The following is a 16,776-nucleotide window of genomic DNA, read 5'->3' as shown; positions in this document are numbered from 1 at the left end:
GTCTACCGGACCTCGACGAACCGGTCCACCGGCCGCTCCGGCCGCCCGCCGGGCGCCGAGGCCGGGTGGCCCACCGCCACCGCGCCCATCGGGTCCCAGTCGTCCGGCAGCTTCAGCACCTCGCGCACCACGTCCCGGCAGAACATGGTCGAGGAGACCCACGCCGAGCCCAGCCGTTCCCCGGCCAGCGCGACCAGCAGGTTCTGTACGCCCGCGCCCATGGCGACCACGAACATCTCCCGCTCCGCCGCGTCCCGGCGGGCGTCGCCGTACGCGTGCGCGCCGTCCGTGACCAGACAGGGCACCACCAGGTAGGGCGCGTGGCGCAGCACGTCGCCGCGCCGGACCCGCTTCGCCACCGACTCCTCGGAGCGGCCGTCGCGCCGCAGGTCCGCGATCCACGCGTCGCGCATCGCGTCGAGCAGCCGTGTCCGCGCGGCGGCGGACTCCAGCAGGACGAACCGCCACGGCGTCGTGTGGTGCGGCGCCGGGGCCGTCACGGCCGCCGCCACCGCCCGCCGCACCGCGCCCGGGTCGACCGGCTCCGCGGTGAAGGCCCGTACGGTGCGGCGCTGCGCCACGGCCTCCCGGACCGCCTCCGAGGTCCCGAGCCGGAACATGTCGTCCCGCGCGGCCCGGACGAGGTCCCGGGCCGAGGAACCCTCGCCCAGGACGTGCGCGAGCCCGCGCACGACGGCCACGGGCAGCCCGGCCGCCTTGCCCTTGACCAGGTCGCCGGCGGCGGCCAGCTCGTCGGCGGTCGCCACGACCGTCGTGCTCAGCGGGTTGCCGTGCGCGTCGGCGCCGCCGCGCAGGTCGTCCAGGACCCGCACCCCGGCCGAGCCGATCGCCACGTCCGTCAGCCCGGCGCGCCAGGGTCGCCCGAACGTGTCCGTCACGATCACGCCCACGTCGACGCCGAGCCGCTCGCGCACCCCCGCGCGGATCGCGGCGGCCGAGCGGTCCGGGTCCTCGGGCAGCAGCAGCACGGTGCCCGCCGCCGTGTTCGAGGCGTCGACGCCCGCCGCCGCCATCACCAGCCCCTGCCGGTTCTCGGTGATCCGCAGGGCGCCCCGGCGGGCGACCACCCGTACGGTCTCCGCGTCGATGGCCTCCTCCCGCGAGGAGGCCGCCACGATCCGGCCCTCCGCCTTGGAGACGACCTTCGAGGTGACGAGCAGGACGTCGCCGTCGCGCAGGGCGGGCCCGGCCGCCGCGATCAGCTCCGCCAGGTCGTCGCCGGGCCGCACCTCGGGGATGCCGCCGACGGCCCGTACCTCGTACGAGGGCACGCGCCCGGCGCTCACCGGGCGGCCTCGGCCAGCTCCAGCGCCGCGCGGGCCATCCGCGCGGTGGCCGCGAGGTCGGTCATCATCAGCGGCACCGCGCGGCAGGCGATCCCGGCGGCCTCCACCTCGGCGACGGCGTCCGCGTCGGCGGTGTCCACGAGCCAGCCGTCGAGCAGCCCGGTCCCGTAGTGCAGGGCGACCGCGGCGGCGGTGGCCTCGACGCCGACCGCGGCCAGCACCTTGTCGGCCATGCCGCGCACGGGCGCGCCCCCGACGATGGGGGAGAGGCCGACGACGGGCGCCCCGGCGGCGGCCACGGCCTCGCGGACCCCGGGCACGGCGAGGATCGTCCCGACGGAGACGACCGGGTTGGACGGCGGGAAGAGGATCACGTCGGCGGCGGCGAGGGCCTCCAGCACGCCGGGCGCGGGCTTCGCCTGCTCGGCCCCGACGGGGACGACGGCCTGCGCGTCCACCGAGGCGCGCAGCCGGACCCAGTACTCCTGGAAGTGGACGACCCGGCGTTCGCCGCTGTCGGGGTCGGTGATCGCGACGTGGGTCTCGACCCGGTCGTCGGTCATCGGCAGCAGCCGCACCCCGGGCCGCCAGCGGTCGCAGAGCGCCTCGGTGACGGCGCTGAGCGGGTAGCCCGCGCCGAGCATCTGCGTACGGACGATGTGGGTGGCGAAGTCGCGGTCGCCGAGGCCGAACCAGGTGGGGCCGACCCCGTACGCCGCGAGTTCCTCCTTGACGGTGAAGGACTCCTCGGCGCGGCCCCAGCCCTGGTCCTCGTCGATGCCACCGCCGAGGGTGTACATCACGGTGTCCAGGTCGGGGCAGACCTTGAGTCCGAACAGGTGGATGTCGTCACCGGTGTTGCCGATGACGGTGATCTCCGCGTCGGGGGCCGCCGACAGGAGTCCGCGGAGGAAACGGGCGCCGCCTATACCGCCGGCCAGAACAACAATGCGCATGCGCCGAAGTCTGTCAGGGCCGGGCCCCGCCCCGCTCCCCGCCCCGCCCCGCGTCCCGGCCGCGGCACGGCCAGCCGGTCGGCCCAGGCGGGCGGGCGGAGGTCAGGCCGGGACGGTCCGCGGGTGGGCCGGCGAGCAGCTGTGCATCGGCATCTCGGTCAGCCCGGGGAAGTAGACGTGCAGGCTGACGGCCCCGTCGAGGGTGTCGTTGACGACCTCGTGGGCGTAGCCGGGGGCGAAGACGCGCTGGGCCCCGGCACCGAGGGCGAGCGTCCCGCGGGCGGTGTGCTCGGTGAGCTCGCCGTCGAGGACGGTCAGGATTCCGCTGGAGGCGCCGTGGCCGTGCGGGCCGCTGCCCTGGCCGGGGACCCAGCTGAGCAGCCAGACCTCGTAGCCGGGGCCGGTGCGCAGCCGGTGGTACCAGCGGGTGGTGGCGTCGTAGCGGACCAGGTGTTCCCAGGCGGCCCGGTCCCCGGCGAGGTCACGGGCGAGTCCGGCGAACTCGGCGACGGTGACCGGGTGTTCACGGGCGGGTTGCAGGAGGTGCTGGACGGCGAGGATGTCACCGGCGATCTGGAGGTCGCTCTCGCAGTCCGCCGGGGCGGCGGGCTGCGGGGTGGCGGTGGTCGCGGTGGTGGTGTTCATCGGGAAGGTACCTCGGCGTATGTCAGTCGTGCTGGCGGTTGCTGCGGGGGCCGGCCGGAGCGCAAGGGAGCGAAGGCTCCGTGGGCATCAACAGCCGCGACAGCAACAGCGAACCTGGCCGGCGCAGAGGAACCCACGAATGGGGGTCCGAGTGGCGGCTGAGGTTGCTGACATGCGAACTAGGAGAGCGGGTCGGGGGCCGGACTGTCAACCCGCCACCCGGTTCGCCGAACAATTTCACCTCATTCGGTCAGGTCGGGCGGAGAAAGGTTTGTGCACGTCACGCAGGGGCAAAGGCGCTGAAACCACACCGGAACCCGCCGAACACACGGGGGCCGGGTTCAAACCCGATGACCGGCCCGTGACCGGAATGTGATCTGCGCCGCTTCTTTGGCCGGATCGCAACCACCCCCCGGGGTGACGCGTCGATGACGGGTGAAGTCGGGTGCTCTGGGGGTACCCGGGGCATGTGTCACGATTTTTAGCGATATGAACACTTTCTGCATACGCTTGGTTCCGCAGAGTGAATAAGGGGCCCAATAGCAGACCTCGGCTTGACTGGGCTGGAGCCACGCACTTGTAATTTCACTCGTGTCGTTACGTAGCGATCAGTGACGACACCGACGGGGACGCACAGACAGAGCGAGGGGCGCACATGACCGAGCTGTTTCAGGAACTGCTGGTCGAGGAGGCGGACGAAGAGCTCGGATGGCAGGAGCGCGCGCTGTGCGCCCAGACCGACCCCGAGTCCTTCTTTCCCGAGAAGGGCGGCTCCACCCGCGAGGCCAAGAAGGTCTGCCTCGCCTGCGAAGTCCGCTCCGAATGCCTTGAGTACGCCCTCGCCAACGACGAGCGCTTCGGCATCTGGGGCGGCCTGTCCGAACGCGAGCGCCGCCGCCTGAAGAAGGCAGCGGTCTGATCCGGCCGAAAACCCCCCTCCCGGGCGGCCACCCCTCATCGCGCGACATATCCGGCCGACCGGCCACACCCCCCGGCCACACCCGCCGGCAGGGCACCTCGGAGACCAGCGGCCCGCCTCCCGCACCTTCCCCGCAGGAGGCGGACCGGCCCTGGCCCAGCCGTTAGTGTGGGGCGCTGTCCAGCAGCCTCCGAGGGCCCAACAGCCCCCGGACCCCCGGCCGGAGGGCCCGTACCGCGATGTCCCTGCACAGCCAGTCGACGGCCTCCCACCGGGCTGCCGCCACCCCCCAGTTCCCCCGGCACGTCGTCACCGCGGTCGTCGTCGCCCACGACGGCGCCCGCTGGCTCCCCCGGACCCTCGCCGGCCTCCTCGGCCAGGAACGCCCCGCGCAGCACCACATCGCCGCCGACACCGGCAGCGCCGACGACTCCGCCCGCCTCCTCGCCGAAGCCCTGGGCCCCGACCGCGTCCTCCACCTCGCCCGCCGCACCGGATTCGGCGCCGCCGTCGACGAATCGGCCCGCACCGCGGGCACCCTGACACCCGAGGACCTCCCGTACCTCAAGCGCCCCAGCGGCTGGGACCCCGCCACCCGCACCTGGCACGACGACGCGTACGCACTCCCCGACCTCCCCCACGGCGAACCCGTCCAGTGGCTCTGGCTCCTCCACGACGACTGCGCCCCCGCCCCCGACGCCCTCGCCGAACTCCTGCGCGTCGCCGAGGAGAACCCCGAGGCCGCCGTCATCGGGCCCAAACTGCGCGGCTGGTACGACGAGCGGCAACTCCTCGAAGCAGGCGTCACCATCGCCCGCAGCGGACGCCGCTGGACCGGACTCGACCGCCGCGAACAGGACCAGGGCCAGCACGACCAGGTCCGCCCCGTCCTCTCCGTCTCCACCGCCGGCATGCTGCTCCGCCGCGACGTCTACGACGCCCTCGGCGGCTTCGACCGCCGCCTCCCCCTCATGCGCGACGACGTCGACCTCTGCTGGCGCGCCCAGAGCGCGGGCCACACCGTCCTCGTCGCCCCCGACGCCGTCCTGCGCCACGCCGAGGCCTCCGCCCGCGAACGCCGCACCCTGGACTGCGCCGGACGCACGGCCACCGGACCGCACCGCGTCGACAAGGCCGGCGGCGTCTACACGATGCTGGCCAACTCCTCCGCCCGCGCCCTGCCCTACGTCCTGCTGCGCGTCCTGCTCTCCACCGTGCTCCGCGCCCTGGCCTACCTCGTCGGCAAGGCCCCCGGCCAGGCCGTCGACGAGATCGCCGGACTCCTCACCACCCTGCTCCGCCCCGGCCGCGTCCTCGCCGCCCGCAAGGCCCGCCGCAAGACCGCCGTCCCCGCCCGGGAACTGCGCCACCTCTTCCCGCCGCCCGGCGCCACCCTGCGGGCCGACGCCGAACAGCTCGCCGGGTACTTCGGCGAGAGCCGCGCCACCGAGACCGCCGCCACCACCCCCTCCGGCCGGCACGGCCCGGCCGCCGAATCCGGGCCCGGACACCCCGGGACCGAACCCTTCGCCCGCCTGCGGCGCACCGCCCGCAACCCCGCGCCCGCCCTCTTCGGCCTCCTCCTGCTCGCCTCCCTCCTCGCCTGCCGCTCCCTCCTCACCACCGGCTCCCTCATGGGCGGCGCCCTGCTGCCCGCCCCCGCCACCGGACTCGGCCTCTGGCACACCTACACCGGCGACTGGCACCCCGTCTCCACCGGCTCCACCGCCGGAGCACCCCCCTACCTCGCCGTCCTCGGCGCCCTCTCCACCCTGCTCCTCGGCTCCCCCCAGGCCGCCCTGACCCTGCTCCTCGTCGGCTCCGTCCCGCTCGCCGGACTCACCGCCTACTTCGCCTCCCGGCCCCTGGTCACCTCCCGGCTGCTGCGCGCCTGGGCCGCCGTCGCCTACGCCTTCCTGCCCGCCGTCACCGGAGCCCTCGCCGGGGGCCGCCTAGGCACCGCCGTCCTCGCCGTCCTGCTGCCGCTCGCCGCCCGCGCCGCCGTCGCCACCTTCGCCCTCGGCGCGGACGACCCCCGCCAGGCCGCCCGCACCACCCGGCGCGCGGTGTGGACGTACGCCCTGCTGCTCACCGTGGCCACCGCCTTCACCCCCGTCGTCTGGCCGCTGGCCGCCGTCCTCGGCGCCGCCGCGCTCCTCGTGCGCCGCGCGCACCTCAGGACGTACGGCCCGAGGCTCCTCGTCGCCCTCGCCGTGCCCCTCCTCGTCCTCGCCCCCTGGTCCCTGACGCTCCTCGCCCACCCCGGCCGCCTCCTGCGCGAGGCCGGACTGCCCTACGCGACCGGCTCCGCCACCGCCCTCGGCCTCCTCGGCACCAGCCCCGGCGGCCCCGGCACCACCGGCGGGCTCCTCTTCGCCGGAGTCGTCCTCGCCGCCCTCGCCGCCCTGCTCCGCGCCGACCGGACCTTCGCCGTCCGCACCGCCTGGGCCACCGCCCTGGCCGCGCTGCTCCTGGCCGTCCTCCTCGACCGCACCGGCTGGGCCGGACCCGCCACCCTCGTGTACGGGCTCGCCCTGCTCGCCGCCGCCCTCGTCGGCGCCGACGGCGCCAAGTACCGGGTCGCCGCCCGCAGCTTCGGCTGGCGCCAGCCGCTGGCCGTCCTCGTCGCGCTCGCCGCCGCCGTGGGCCCGCTGCTCGCCGCGGCGGCCTGGACGCTCTCCGGCGCGGACGGCCCCCTGGAGCGCCGCGACCCGGTCCAGGTCCCGGCCTTCGTCGCCGAGGCCGGTGGGGACGACAACCGGACCCGCACCCTGGTCCTCGACCTCCGCCCGCCCGCCACCGTCTCCTACAGCCTGGTCCGGGGCTCCGGCGCCGTCCTCGGCGACGCCGAACTCACCGACGCCACCGGCGGCGACGCCCGCCTCGACACGGTGGTCTCCCACCTGGTCGCGGGCTCCGGCGCCGACCAGTCCGGCCAGCTCGGCGGCTACGCCGTCCGCTTCGTCATGTTCCGCGCGGGCGGCCCCGAGGAGATCCGCCGCGTCCTCGACGCCACCCCCGGACTCAGCCGCCGCCACCAGCAGGACGGCACCGCCCTCTGGGCCGTCGAACCCTGGCTGCCCCGCGCCGTCATCGTCCCCGCCCGGCCGGGCGAGGCCCCGATCCCGGTCGCCTCCGGCCCCGTCGAGGCCCACACCAAGATCCCGGCCGGGGAGGCGGGCCGCGTCCTGCGCATCGCCGACCGGGCCGACCCCGGCTGGCGGGCCACGCTCGACGGCAGGCCGCTCGCGCCCAGGACCCTGGACGGCTGGGCCCAGGCCTTCGCCCTCCCCGCCGCCGGAGGCAGGCTCGACCTCGTCCACGAGGACTCCCTCACCCGGACCGCCTGGCACGGGACCCAGGGCCTGTCCGCCCTGGTCCTGCTGGTCATGGCCCTGCCGGGCCGCCGGACACGGCTCGACGACGACCTCCCCGAGCAGGAGGCCGCCGTCCCGGCGCAGCCCGGCCCGGCCGTGCCCGGCGAGGGCCGCCGGGCCCGCCGCCTGCGCGCACGGGCCGGCCCCGCCCCGGCCCCCACGCCCCCCGCCACCGACCCGCCCCCGCACATCCCGGCCCAGCAGCACCCGCAGGAGGCGTACGCGCACGAGCCGTACCCGTACCCCCCGCAGGGCCACCCGGCCCCGCCCCACCCCCACCCGTACGAGCCGCACGACACCTACGGACCGCACGACCCGCGTCCGGACGGGAGCCCCACGCAGTGAAGCAGCGCGCACTCCTGCCGCCGGTGGCCGTGGCCGCGGCGCTGGCCGCCGTCACCGCCCTCGCCGCGCTCACCGGGACCCCCGCGGGCCCGGCGGGCACCGGTGGCCGGGCCACGGCCGCCGCCCGGATGCCGGTGGAGCGGTCCCTGCTGGTCTGCCCGGCGCCCAGCGCCTCGGACACCGCCGACACGGCGTACACGGCGTACACCCCGGGCCCGCCCGGACCCGGGCGCACCGGTTCGGCCCGGCTGCTCGGCGCCACCAAGGACGCCAGGCCCGTACTGGAACCCAAGGAGCCGGGCCGGCCCGCCGGGGCCACCGCCACCGGGGCGGACGCGCCCGCGCTGACCGGGACCGCCGACGGGGCCCTCGCCCCCGGCTGGACCACGCAGCAGACCACCAGGGTCACGGCCGGCCGGGCCCGCGGCGTCCTCGGCGTCGCCTGCACCGCGCCGGGCACCGACTTCTGGTTCCCCGGGACGAGCACGGCCAAGGGCCGCGAGGACTACCTCCACCTGACCAACCCGGACGCCACCGCGGCCGTCGTCGACATCACCCTCTTCGGCCCGGACGGCGCGGCCGAGCCCGACGAGGGCACCAGCGAGAACATCCGGATCGACCCCCGCTCCACCCGGACCGTCTCCCTGGCCTCCCTCGCCCCGGGGGCCCAGCTCGCGGACGTCACCGCCCACGTCACCACCCGCGCGGGCCGGGTCGGCGCCTCGGTGCAGGCCGCCGAGGAGGGGGTGGGCGCCGACTGGCTGCCCGCCTCCACCGACCCGGCGGGCTCGCTGGTCCTCCCCGGCATCCCGGCGGACGCCACCTCCGTCCGGCTGGTCGCCTTCGCCCCCGGCGACGAGGACGCCGACCTCCGGCTCCGGCTGGCCGGCCCGAACGGCTCCCTCACCCCGGCCGGCAACGAACAACTGCACGTCAAGGCCGGCCTGACGGCCGCTCTGGACCTCAAGGACCTCACCCGCGGCGAACCGGGCTCACTGCTGCTGACCCCGGTGGACGAGAAGAACCCCGTCCCGGTGGTCGCGGCGGTACGGGTGGTCCGCGGCGCCGGCACCAAGCAGGAGCTGGGCTTCGTCCCGGCGACCGGGCCGGTGGGGGCGCGGGCCACCGTGTCCGGCAACCGGGCCGAGGAGAACGCGACGCTGCTCTCCCTGACGGCCCCGGGCGGGACCGACGCCAAGGTCAAGGTGGTGGCCTCGGCCGCCACCGAGGGCGGCGAGGCGGCCACCCGGGAGGTCACGGTCAAGGCGGGCACGACCCGGACGCTCTCCCTGGCCCCGGCCGGGGCCGGTAGGGGTACCTACGCCCTGACGGTCGAGACCCTCTCGGGCGGCCCGGTCCACGCGGCCCGCACCCTGACCCTCCCGCACGAGGGCGTCCCGATGTTCACCGTCCAGACCCTCGCGGACGACCGCTCCACGGTCTCGGTGCCCCGCGCCGCCCAGGACCTCTCGGTCCTGACGCGATGAGGGCGAGGAGATGAGGGGGCGAGGAGATGAGGGGGGACGAGGGTGTGACGCGCTGCCGGTGTGACGGGGGTTCACCCGGGCCGCACGGCCCGGGTGAACCCCCGTCAGCGCCGCCGGTCCCGTCAGTCCTCGTCGTAGCGGGGGTCCACCGTCTCCGGTGAGAGCCCCAGCAGCTCCGCCACCTGCTCCACCACGATCTCGTGGACCAGCAGCGCCTTCTCGTCCCGCGTCTTCGTACGGATCTCCACCGGCCGCCGGAAGACCACGATCCGGGCCGGGCGGCCCTCGCCGGGCTCCGACAGCGCGCCCAGCGGCACCGCCTCGTCGTTCCAGCCGCCGTCCGCGCCGCCCGGCGGCCCCGGGACGTCACCGACCAGGAACTCCACCTCGGCCAACTGCGGCCAGCGCCGCTCCAGCCGCTCCACCGAGTCCCGTACGAGGTCCCCGAACAGCTCCGCCCGGCTCGCCGACAGCGGCACCTGGGGCGGAGCCAGCGGCCCGCGCATCCCGCGCCCGTGCCGGTCCCGCCGACGGGTCCGGGGCTCGGCGGGGGGACCGGCCGGAGCCCCGGCGGGGGGACCGGCGGGCGGCTGCCCGGGGGTCCCGGCAGGGCGTGGAGTCAGGGGGCTGTCCGTCACCCCCGCAGGGTAGCCCGCACGGCGGACCACGCCCGGGTCCCGGCCCGGTGTCACCCCCGGCCGGGGCCGCACCCGGGGCCCCTCCGCCCTTCCCCGGCCCGCCCGCGGCCCCACGGTGATCACGACACGGGGGAGTGACCGGCGGGAGCGTCGTCGCGGCCCGGTCAAGAGTGAGGTACCGTCCAACGTCGTGAGCCCTGTACGTCGCTGTTCGCGCACCGCGTGCGGTCGCCCTGCCGTCGCAACACTGACGTACGTCTACGCCGATTCGACCGCAGTTCTCGGCCCGCTCGCCACCTATGCCGAGCCCCACTGTTACGACCTGTGCGCCGAGCACTCCGAACGCCTCACCGCCCCGCGCGGCTGGGAGGTCGTCCGGCTGGCCGACGCCACGGCCCCGGCCCGTCCCGGCGGCGACGATCTCGAAGCCTTGGCCAACGCCGTCCGGGAGTCCGCCCGCCCCTACGAGCGCCCGGCCGAACCCGGCGCCCCCTCCTCCGCCACCACTCCCGGCCAGAGTGGCCCGGCGACCGGCGAGACCCGGCGCGGACACCTGCGCGTCCTGCGTTCACCGGACTCCTGACACTCCGATTGTCCGAAAAGCCGCTCTCCGTACAAGGTAGGTTTGCCCGACCGTACAGAACCTCAGGAGGGCAGGCAGTGGCCGCAGATCTTTCGAACATCGTCAAGGCATACGACGTACGCGGCGTCGTACCGGACGAGTGGGACGAGCACCTGGCCGAGCTGTTCGGCGCCGCGTTCGTGGAGGTCACCGGAGCCACCGCGATCGTGATCGGCCACGACATGCGCCCCTCCTCCCCGGGCCTGTCCGGCGCCTTCGCCCGGGGCGCCGCCGCCCGCGGCGTGGACGTCACCCTCATCGGACTCTGCTCCACCGACCAGCTGTACTACGCCTCCGGGTCCATGAACCTGCCCGGCGCCATGTTCACGGCCTCGCACAACCCGGCCCAGTACAACGGCATCAAGCTCTGCCGCGCCGGCGCCGCCCCCGTGGGCCAGGACACCGGCCTCGCGCAGATCCGCGCGCTCGCCGAGAAGTGGAGCGACGAGGGCGCCCCCGCGATCCCCGCCGGCACCGTCCCGGGCACCGTCACCGAGCAGGACACCCTCACCGGCTACGCCGACCACCTCAAGGGCCTGGTCGACCTCACGGCCGTCCGCCCGCTCAAGGTCGTCGTCGACGCGGGCAACGGCATGGGCGGCCACACCGTCCCCACCGTCTTCGCGGGCCTCCCGCTGGACCTCGTCCCGATGTACTTCGAGCTGGACGGGACCTTCCCCCACCACGAGGCCAACCCCCTCGACCCGAAGAACGTCGTCGACCTCCAGGCCCGCGTGAAGGCCGAGGGCGCCGACCTGGGCATCGCCTTCGACGGCGACGCCGACCGCTGCTTCGTCATCGACGAGCGCGGCGAGGGAGTCTCCCCGTCCGCGATCACCGCCCTGGTCGCCGCCCGCGAGCTGGCCCGCAACGGCGGCTCCGGCACCGTGATCCACAACCTGATCACCTCCTGGTCCGTCCCCGAGGTCGTGCGCGAGCACGGCGGCACCCCCGTCCGCACCCGCGTCGGCCACTCCTTCATCAAGGAGGAGATGGCCAGGTCCGGCGCCATCTTCGGCGGCGAGCACTCCGCGCACTACTACTTCAAGGACTTCTGGAACGCGGACACCGGCATGCTCGCCGCGCTCCACGTCCTCGCGGCCCTCGGCGGCCAGGACGGCCCGCTCTCCGAGCTGGTCTCCTCCTACGACCGCTACGCCGGCTCCGGGGAGATCAACTCCACCGTCGCCGACCAGGCGGGCCGCACCGCCGCCGTCAAGGCGGCCTACGGCACCCAGGACGGCGTCACCCTCGACGAACTGGACGGCCTGACGGTGACCACCGCCGACTGGTGGTTCAACCTGCGCCCCTCCAACACCGAGCCCCTGCTCCGCCTGAACGTCGAGGCCCGCGACGCGGCCACCCTCGCCAAGGTCCGCGACGAGGTCCTGTCCCTCATCCGCGCCTGACCCGCCGCCTTCCGAGCCCCCGCCCACCCCCGGGCGGGGGCTCAGCCACGCCCGCCCCCGCCGCCCCTTCTCCGCCTCGCCAGGGGGCCCCGGCCGCATTCTCAGCCCCGGCGCATTTTTCCGCCTCGCCAGGGGCCACCGGCCGCATTCTCAGCCTCGCCGGCGTTTGAGGCGCGGGGTGCGGGGCGGAGCCCCGTAAAGCCCCGGGCGCAGCCCGCCCCGCACGCCCCGACCCCGCCGCCCCGCACGCCCCGACCCCGCCCGGGCGCAGCCCGCCCCGCAGGTCCGGGGCGCAGCCCGGACCCCACAGGACCGCACCGGAGGTGACTCGGCGGTACGCTGACCTCGCCCAAACCGCATGTTCGAAGGGAACCCCCCATGCCGCTCGAAGCCGGCCTTCTGGAGATCCTCGCCTGCCCCGCCTGCCACTCGCCCCTTGAGGACAAGTCGGCCGAGGAGGCGGCCCCCGAGCTGATCTGCACCGGTCAGGGCTGCGGTCTCGCGTACCCCGTCCGCGACGGCATCCCGGTCCTCCTCGTCGACGAGGCCCGCCGCCCCGCCTGAGCCACCGGGCCACCCCGCCGCCCGCCCGCCCACCCCGCCGGAGGCCGCCATGCTCGACGAGTCGCTGCTCGACGCACCGGAGGAACTCGTCCGCGCCGACCGCCGCGGCCTGCTCCGCGGCGCCGCCGAGGCCGGTGCCAGAGTCCGCACCGCCGCCCGGCACGCCACCGAGGCGGGCCTCGCCGACCTGCGCCCCGACGGCCGCCCCCGCGCCGTCCTCATCGCCGGACCCGGCACCGCCGCCACCGGAGTCGCCGACCTGCTCGGCGCCCTCGCCGGAGCCGGCGCCCCCGTCACCCGGCTGCACCCGACCGGCGTCGCGCCCGCCGCCGGCGCGCTGCGCTGGGCGCTCCCCGGCTGGGCCGGCCCCGTCGACCTGCTCCTCCTCGCCACCACCGACGGCACCGAGCCCGGCCTCGCCGTCCTCGCCGAACAGGCGTACCGGCGCGGCTGCACCGTCGTCGCCGTCGCCCCCGAGCGCTCACCGCTCAGCGAGGCCGTCGACGGCGCGCACGGCCTCCTCGTCCCGATGGCCAAGGCCCCGTACCAGGAGTACGACGAATCCGCCGCGGCCGGACCCGGCGCCCTCTGGGCCCTGCTGACCCCGCTGCTGGTCCTCCTCGACAGGGTCGGCCTGGTCACCGCCGACCCCGGGACCCTCCAGCTCGTCGCGGACCGGCTCGACCGCACCGCCGCCCGCTGCGGGCCCGCCGTCGCCACCTACTCCAACCCGGCCAAGACCCTCGCCTCCGAGCTCGCCGACTCCCTCCCGCTCATCTGGAGCGAGGGCGCCGCCGCCGGCCCCGCGGGCCGCCGCTTCGCCGCGACCCTCGCCGAACTCGCCGGGCGCCCCGCGCTCGCCGCCGAACTCCCCGAGGCGCTGCCCGCCCACGGCGTCCTCCTCGCGGGAGCCTTCGCCGCCGGCGCCGACCCCGGGGACTTCTTCCGCGACCGCGTCGAGGAGCCCCAGGCCCTGCGCGCCCGCATCGTCCTGCTGCGCGACCGCCCGGCCGGCGGCCTCACCGCCGCCACCGCCGCCCGCGAACTCGCCCTCGGCCACGACACCGCCATCAGCGAGCTCGAACCCGAGGAGGGCGTGGAGCTCGAACAGCTCGCCGAGCTCCTCGCCGTCACCGACTTCGCCACCGCCTACCTGGCGCTGGCCTCCCGGGGACACCACTGAGGCACACACCTGTGCCCGCACCATCCAGATCCAGGAAGACGCAGGAAGACGACCGATGGACCGCCTGACGAACACGATCCGCCCCTACGCCTGGGGCTCCACCACCGCGATCCCCGCACTCCTCGGGGCCGAGCCCACCGGTGAACCCCAGGCCGAGATGTGGATGGGCGCCCATCCCGGTGCCCCTTCCCGCCTCGACCGGGGCGCCGGCGAGGTCACCCTCGCGGACGTCGTCGCCGCCGACCCGGTGGGCGAGCTCGGAGCCGCCACCGTCGCCGCGTTCGGCCCCCGGCTCCCCTTCCTCCTCAAGCTCCTCGCCGCGGGCGCGCCCCTCTCCGTCCAGGTCCACCCCGACCTGGCCCAGGCCCGGGAGGGCTTCGCGCGCGAGGAGCGGCACGGCATCCCGATCGACGCGGGCCACCGCAACTACAAGGACGCCAGCCACAAGCCCGAACTGATCTGCGCGCTCACCCCCTTCGAGGGCCTGTGCGGCTTCCGCCCGCCCCTGGAGGCCGCCGCGCTCCTCGCCGGCCTGGAGGTGGACAGCCTCAAGCCGTACGTGGACCTCCTGCACGCCCGCCCCGAGGAGGCGGCCCTGCGCGAGGTCCTCACCGCCGTCCTGACCGCCGACCCCGAGGAGATGGCCCGTACGGTCACCGAGGCCGCCGCCGCCGCCGACCGCCTGGGCGGCCCGTACACCCCGTACGCCTCGCTCGTGCACCACTACCCGGGCGACCCGGGCGTGATCGCGGCCATGCTGCTCCACCACGTCCGGCTCCAGCCCGGCGAGGCCATGTTCCTCGGCGCGGGCGTCCCGCACGCCTACCTCGACGGCCTCGGCGTCGAGATCATGGCCAACTCCGACAACGTGCTGCGCTGCGGGCTCACCCCCAAGCACATCGACGTCCCCGAACTGCTCAAGGTCGTCCGCTTCACCCCGGCCGACCCCGCGATCCTGCGCCCCGAGGGCAACGGCGAGGAGGTCTACGAGACCCCCGTCGACGAGTTCCGCCTCTCCCGCTTCGTCCTCGCCCCCGGCGGCGCCCCCCGCGTCCTCGCGGACACCGCCCCGCAGATCCTCCTCTGCACCGAGGGCTCCCCGAAGGCCGGTGAACTGACCCTGGCCCCCGGCGGGTCGGTCTTCGTCCCGGCGGGGGAGAGCGCCGTCCTGTCGGGAACCGGTACGGTCTTCCGCGCCACGGTGGTGATCTGACGCCCTGTCCGCCCCCGCGGCTGCAACAATGTGCGGCCGTAGTCAGCGGCCAGAAGGGACACCCTGCACCCATGAGCGCGTCGGGCGGCACCAAGGCGATCGTGGCGGCACTCGTCGCCAACCTCGCCATCGCTGTGGCCAAATTCGTGGCCTTCCTCTTCAGCGGCTCCTCCTCGATGCTCGCGGAGAGCGTCCACTCCGTGGCCGACTCCGGGAACCAGGGCCTGCTGCTCCTCGGCGGCAGAAGGGCCCGGCGCGAGGCGACACCCGAGCACCCCTTCGGGTACGGGCGCGAGCGCTACATCTACGCCTTCCTCGTCTCCATCGTGCTCTTCACCGTCGGTGGCATGTTCGCCATCTACGAGGGCTACGAGAAGGTCCACGACCCGCACCCGATCGAGAACTGGTACTGGCCGGTCGGCGTCCTCGTCTTCGCGATCATCGCCGAGTCCTTCTCCTTCCGGACGGCGATCCAGGAGTCGAACCGGACCCGGGGCGACCTGAGCTGGGGCCAGTTCATCCGGCGCGCCAAGGCCCCCGAGCTCCCGGTGGTCCTCCTGGAGGACCTCGGCGCGCTCGTCGGCCTGGTCCTGGCCCTCGCGGGCGTCGGCCTCGCCCTGCTGACCGGCGACGGCGTCTGGGACGGCATCGGGACCCTCTGCATCGGCGTCCTGCTGATCGTCATCGCGATCGTCCTGGCCGCCGAGACCAAGTCCCTGCTGCTCGGCGAGGCCGCGGGCACGGACGAGGTCGAGAAGATCAAGGCCGCGGCCGTCGACGGGGCCACCGTCACCGGCGTCATCCACATGCGGACCCTCCACCTCGGCCCGGAGGAACTCCTGGTCGCCGCCAAGATCGCCGTCCGGCACGACGACACGGCGGCCCAGGTGGCCGACGCCATCGACGCGGCCGAGGCCCGCATCCGGGCGGCCGTCCCGATCGCCCGGGTGATCTACCTGGAGCCGGACATCCACCACGCCGAGTCCGCCGCCGCGGGTACCGACCCGGGCCGCCCGCCCGGCGGCGACGGCCACTGAGGCCGCGCGGCCGGCCGGGGCGGAGCCCGGCACGCGCACCCGGCCGGAGCCCCGTGCGGAGATTCGTGCGGACATCCCTGCGGGCGGAACCGATTTCCCCGGGGGACTGGGGCGGGCTCCACCGCCCGGTGTAGATTCGTCCCCAGTGCCAGGCGTCGCTGCTGATGGCGGTCGGGCGGTCCTCGCGACCGGCCGAGGGGAGAGAGGGCCCCCGACGGACTGTGCCCGGCGTGTCGTCCTCCCGGACGCCGCGCGGCTCAGCCGTACCCACCCTCTCTCACCATGAGGAGCAGCACCCATGGACTTCAAGGTCGCAGACCTTTCCCTTGCCGCTTTCGGCCGCAAGGAGATCACGCTGGCCGAGCACGAGATGCCGGGTCTGATGTCGATCCGCCGGGAGTACGCGGAGGCTCAGCCGCTGGCGGGTGCCCGGGTCACGGGTTCGCTGCACATGACGGTGCAGACGGCGGTGCTGATCGAGACGCTCGTCGCGCTCGGCGCCGATGTCCGCTGGGCCTCCTGCAACATCTTCTCGACGCAGGACCACGCGGCCGCCGCGATCGCGGTGGGCCCGGACGGTACTCCGGAGGACCCTCGGGGCATTCCGGTCTTCGCCTGGAAGGGCGAGACGCTGGAGGAGTACTGGTGGTGCACGGAGCAGGCGCTGACCTGGCCGAACACCCCCACCGGCGGCCCGAACATGATCCTTGACGACGGTGGTGACGCCACCCTCCTCGTCCACAAGGGCGTCGAGTTCGAGAAGGCGGGCGCGGCTCCGGACCCGTCGACGGCGGACTCCGAGGAGTACGCCTACATCCTCACGCTGCTGAACCGCACCCTGGGCGAGTCCCCGCAGAAGTGGACGCAGCTCGCGTCGGAGATCCGTGGGGTGACGGAGGAGACGACCACGGGTGTGCACCGTCTGTACGAGATGATGGCCGAGGGGACTCTGCTGTTCCCGGCGATCAATGTGAACGACGCGGTGACGAAGTCGAAGTTCGACAACAAGTACGGCTGCCGTCATTCGCTGATCGACGGGATCAACCGTGCGACGGATGTCCTGATCGGTGGCAA

The 16,776-nt window shown here is 75.2% G+C and carries 14 protein-coding genes; 10 read left to right on the top strand and 4 right to left on the bottom strand.

The window, feature by feature from the left end:
- Positions 1–2: 2 nt before the first annotated feature.
- From ACIA5F_RS00070 to ACIA5F_RS00060, 3 genes are all read right to left on the bottom strand, one after another.
- A complete protein-coding gene (locus tag ACIA5F_RS00070; protein WP_399347398.1) occupies positions 3–1,307 on the bottom strand; it encodes a coenzyme F420-0:L-glutamate ligase in 1,305 nt (434 codons plus the stop codon).
- Positions 1,304–2,263 carry a 2-phospho-L-lactate transferase gene (cofD, locus tag ACIA5F_RS00065; RefSeq protein WP_399347396.1) on the bottom strand — a complete coding sequence of 320 codons (960 nt, stop codon included), beginning with the start codon at positions 2,261–2,263 and terminating at the stop codon, positions 1,304–1,306. Before cofD ends, ACIA5F_RS00070 begins: the two co-directional genes overlap by 4 nt.
- A gap of 102 nt (positions 2,264–2,365) precedes the next feature.
- Positions 2,366–2,908, bottom strand: a complete 543-nt coding sequence (locus ACIA5F_RS00060) for a cysteine dioxygenase (RefSeq protein ID WP_399347394.1) — start codon at positions 2,906–2,908, stop codon at positions 2,366–2,368.
- A gap of 655 nt (positions 2,909–3,563) precedes the next feature.
- Between ACIA5F_RS00060 and ACIA5F_RS00055 the strand changes: the two genes are divergently transcribed.
- From ACIA5F_RS00055 to ACIA5F_RS00045, 3 genes are all read left to right on the top strand, one after another.
- The gene (locus tag ACIA5F_RS00055) at positions 3,564–3,827 is read left to right on the top strand and encodes a WhiB family transcriptional regulator (protein ID WP_003983763.1); all 264 of its coding nucleotides are present in this window, start codon (positions 3,564–3,566) and stop codon (positions 3,825–3,827) included.
- 239 nt (positions 3,828–4,066) lie between these two features.
- Entirely contained in the window at positions 4,067–7,549 is a 3,483-nt protein-coding gene (locus tag ACIA5F_RS00050) for a glycosyltransferase family 2 protein (RefSeq protein WP_399347392.1), read from the top strand.
- Positions 7,546–9,036, top strand: a complete 1,491-nt coding sequence (locus ACIA5F_RS00045; RefSeq protein WP_399347390.1) for a DUF5719 family protein — start codon at positions 7,546–7,548, stop codon at positions 9,034–9,036. Before ACIA5F_RS00050 ends, ACIA5F_RS00045 begins: the two co-directional genes overlap by 4 nt.
- Positions 9,037–9,158: 122 nt before the next feature.
- Here the strand turns inward: ACIA5F_RS00045 and ACIA5F_RS00040 are convergent, their stop codons facing one another.
- Positions 9,159–9,659 carry a metallopeptidase family protein gene (locus ACIA5F_RS00040; RefSeq protein ID WP_399348136.1) on the bottom strand — a complete coding sequence of 167 codons (501 nt, stop codon included), beginning with the start codon at positions 9,657–9,659 and terminating at the stop codon, positions 9,159–9,161.
- A gap of 133 nt (positions 9,660–9,792) precedes the next feature.
- On the opposite strand from ACIA5F_RS00040, the gene ACIA5F_RS00035 reads away from it, so the two are divergent.
- The 7 genes from ACIA5F_RS00035 to ACIA5F_RS00005 form a co-directional block, all read left to right on the top strand.
- The gene (locus tag ACIA5F_RS00035) at positions 9,793–10,257 is read left to right on the top strand and encodes a DUF3499 domain-containing protein (protein WP_399348134.1); all 465 of its coding nucleotides are present in this window, start codon (positions 9,793–9,795) and stop codon (positions 10,255–10,257) included.
- A 77-nt stretch (positions 10,258–10,334) separates the two neighbouring features.
- Entirely contained in the window at positions 10,335–11,705 is a 1,371-nt protein-coding gene (locus ACIA5F_RS00030) for a phosphomannomutase/phosphoglucomutase (RefSeq protein ID WP_399347388.1), read from the top strand.
- A 378-nt stretch (positions 11,706–12,083) separates the two neighbouring features.
- Positions 12,084–12,269 carry a Trm112 family protein gene (locus tag ACIA5F_RS00025; protein WP_399347386.1) on the top strand — a complete coding sequence of 62 codons (186 nt, stop codon included), beginning with the start codon at positions 12,084–12,086 and terminating at the stop codon, positions 12,267–12,269.
- A 49-nt stretch (positions 12,270–12,318) separates the two neighbouring features.
- Complete coding sequence (locus tag ACIA5F_RS00020; RefSeq protein ID WP_399347384.1) at positions 12,319–13,452, top strand: SIS domain-containing protein; 1,134 nt, start codon at positions 12,319–12,321, stop codon at positions 13,450–13,452.
- Between the two features lie 55 nt (positions 13,453–13,507).
- Positions 13,508–14,665, top strand: coding sequence for a mannose-6-phosphate isomerase, class I (gene manA / locus ACIA5F_RS00015; protein WP_399347382.1), 1,158 nt, complete (start codon positions 13,508–13,510; stop codon positions 14,663–14,665).
- Positions 14,666–14,736: 71 nt separating this feature from the next.
- The gene (locus tag ACIA5F_RS00010) at positions 14,737–15,702 is read left to right on the top strand and encodes a cation diffusion facilitator family transporter (RefSeq protein ID WP_399347380.1); all 966 of its coding nucleotides are present in this window, start codon (positions 14,737–14,739) and stop codon (positions 15,700–15,702) included.
- Between the two features lie 298 nt (positions 15,703–16,000).
- Positions 16,001–16,776: adenosylhomocysteinase (locus ACIA5F_RS00005; protein ID WP_399347378.1), on the top strand; the 776-nt coding region annotated here is incomplete at its 3' end.

Origin of the sequence: Streptomyces sp. NPDC051567 (genome assembly GCF_044454165.1) — a bacterium.
Lineage (GTDB): Bacteria > Actinomycetota > Actinomycetes > Streptomycetales > Streptomycetaceae > Streptomyces.
The sequence above is the reverse complement of the archived record's forward strand: the minus strand, read 5'-3'. Positions and strand labels throughout refer to the sequence as shown.

Excerpts from the sequence above, each read along its gene's own strand:
- ACIA5F_RS00020 (WP_399347384.1), top strand. The coding sequence starts at position 12,319 with ATGCTCGACGAGTCGCTGCTCGACGCACCGGAGGAACTCGTCCGCGCC.
- manA (WP_399347382.1), top strand. The coding sequence starts at position 13,508 with ATGGACCGCCTGACGAACACGATCCGCCCCTACGCCTGGGGCTCCACC.
- ACIA5F_RS00025 (WP_399347386.1), top strand. The coding sequence starts at position 12,084 with ATGCCGCTCGAAGCCGGCCTTCTGGAGATCCTCGCCTGCCCCGCCTGC.
- ACIA5F_RS00060 (WP_399347394.1), bottom strand. The coding sequence starts at position 2,908 with ATGAACACCACCACCGCGACCACCGCCACCCCGCAGCCCGCCGCCCCG.
- ACIA5F_RS00055 (WP_003983763.1), top strand. The coding sequence starts at position 3,564 with ATGACCGAGCTGTTTCAGGAACTGCTGGTCGAGGAGGCGGACGAAGAG.
- ACIA5F_RS00050 (WP_399347392.1), top strand. The coding sequence starts at position 4,067 with ATGTCCCTGCACAGCCAGTCGACGGCCTCCCACCGGGCTGCCGCCACC.
- ACIA5F_RS00010 (WP_399347380.1), top strand. The coding sequence starts at position 14,737 with ATGAGCGCGTCGGGCGGCACCAAGGCGATCGTGGCGGCACTCGTCGCC.
- cofD (WP_399347396.1), bottom strand. The coding sequence starts at position 2,263 with ATGCGCATTGTTGTTCTGGCCGGCGGTATAGGCGGCGCCCGTTTCCTC.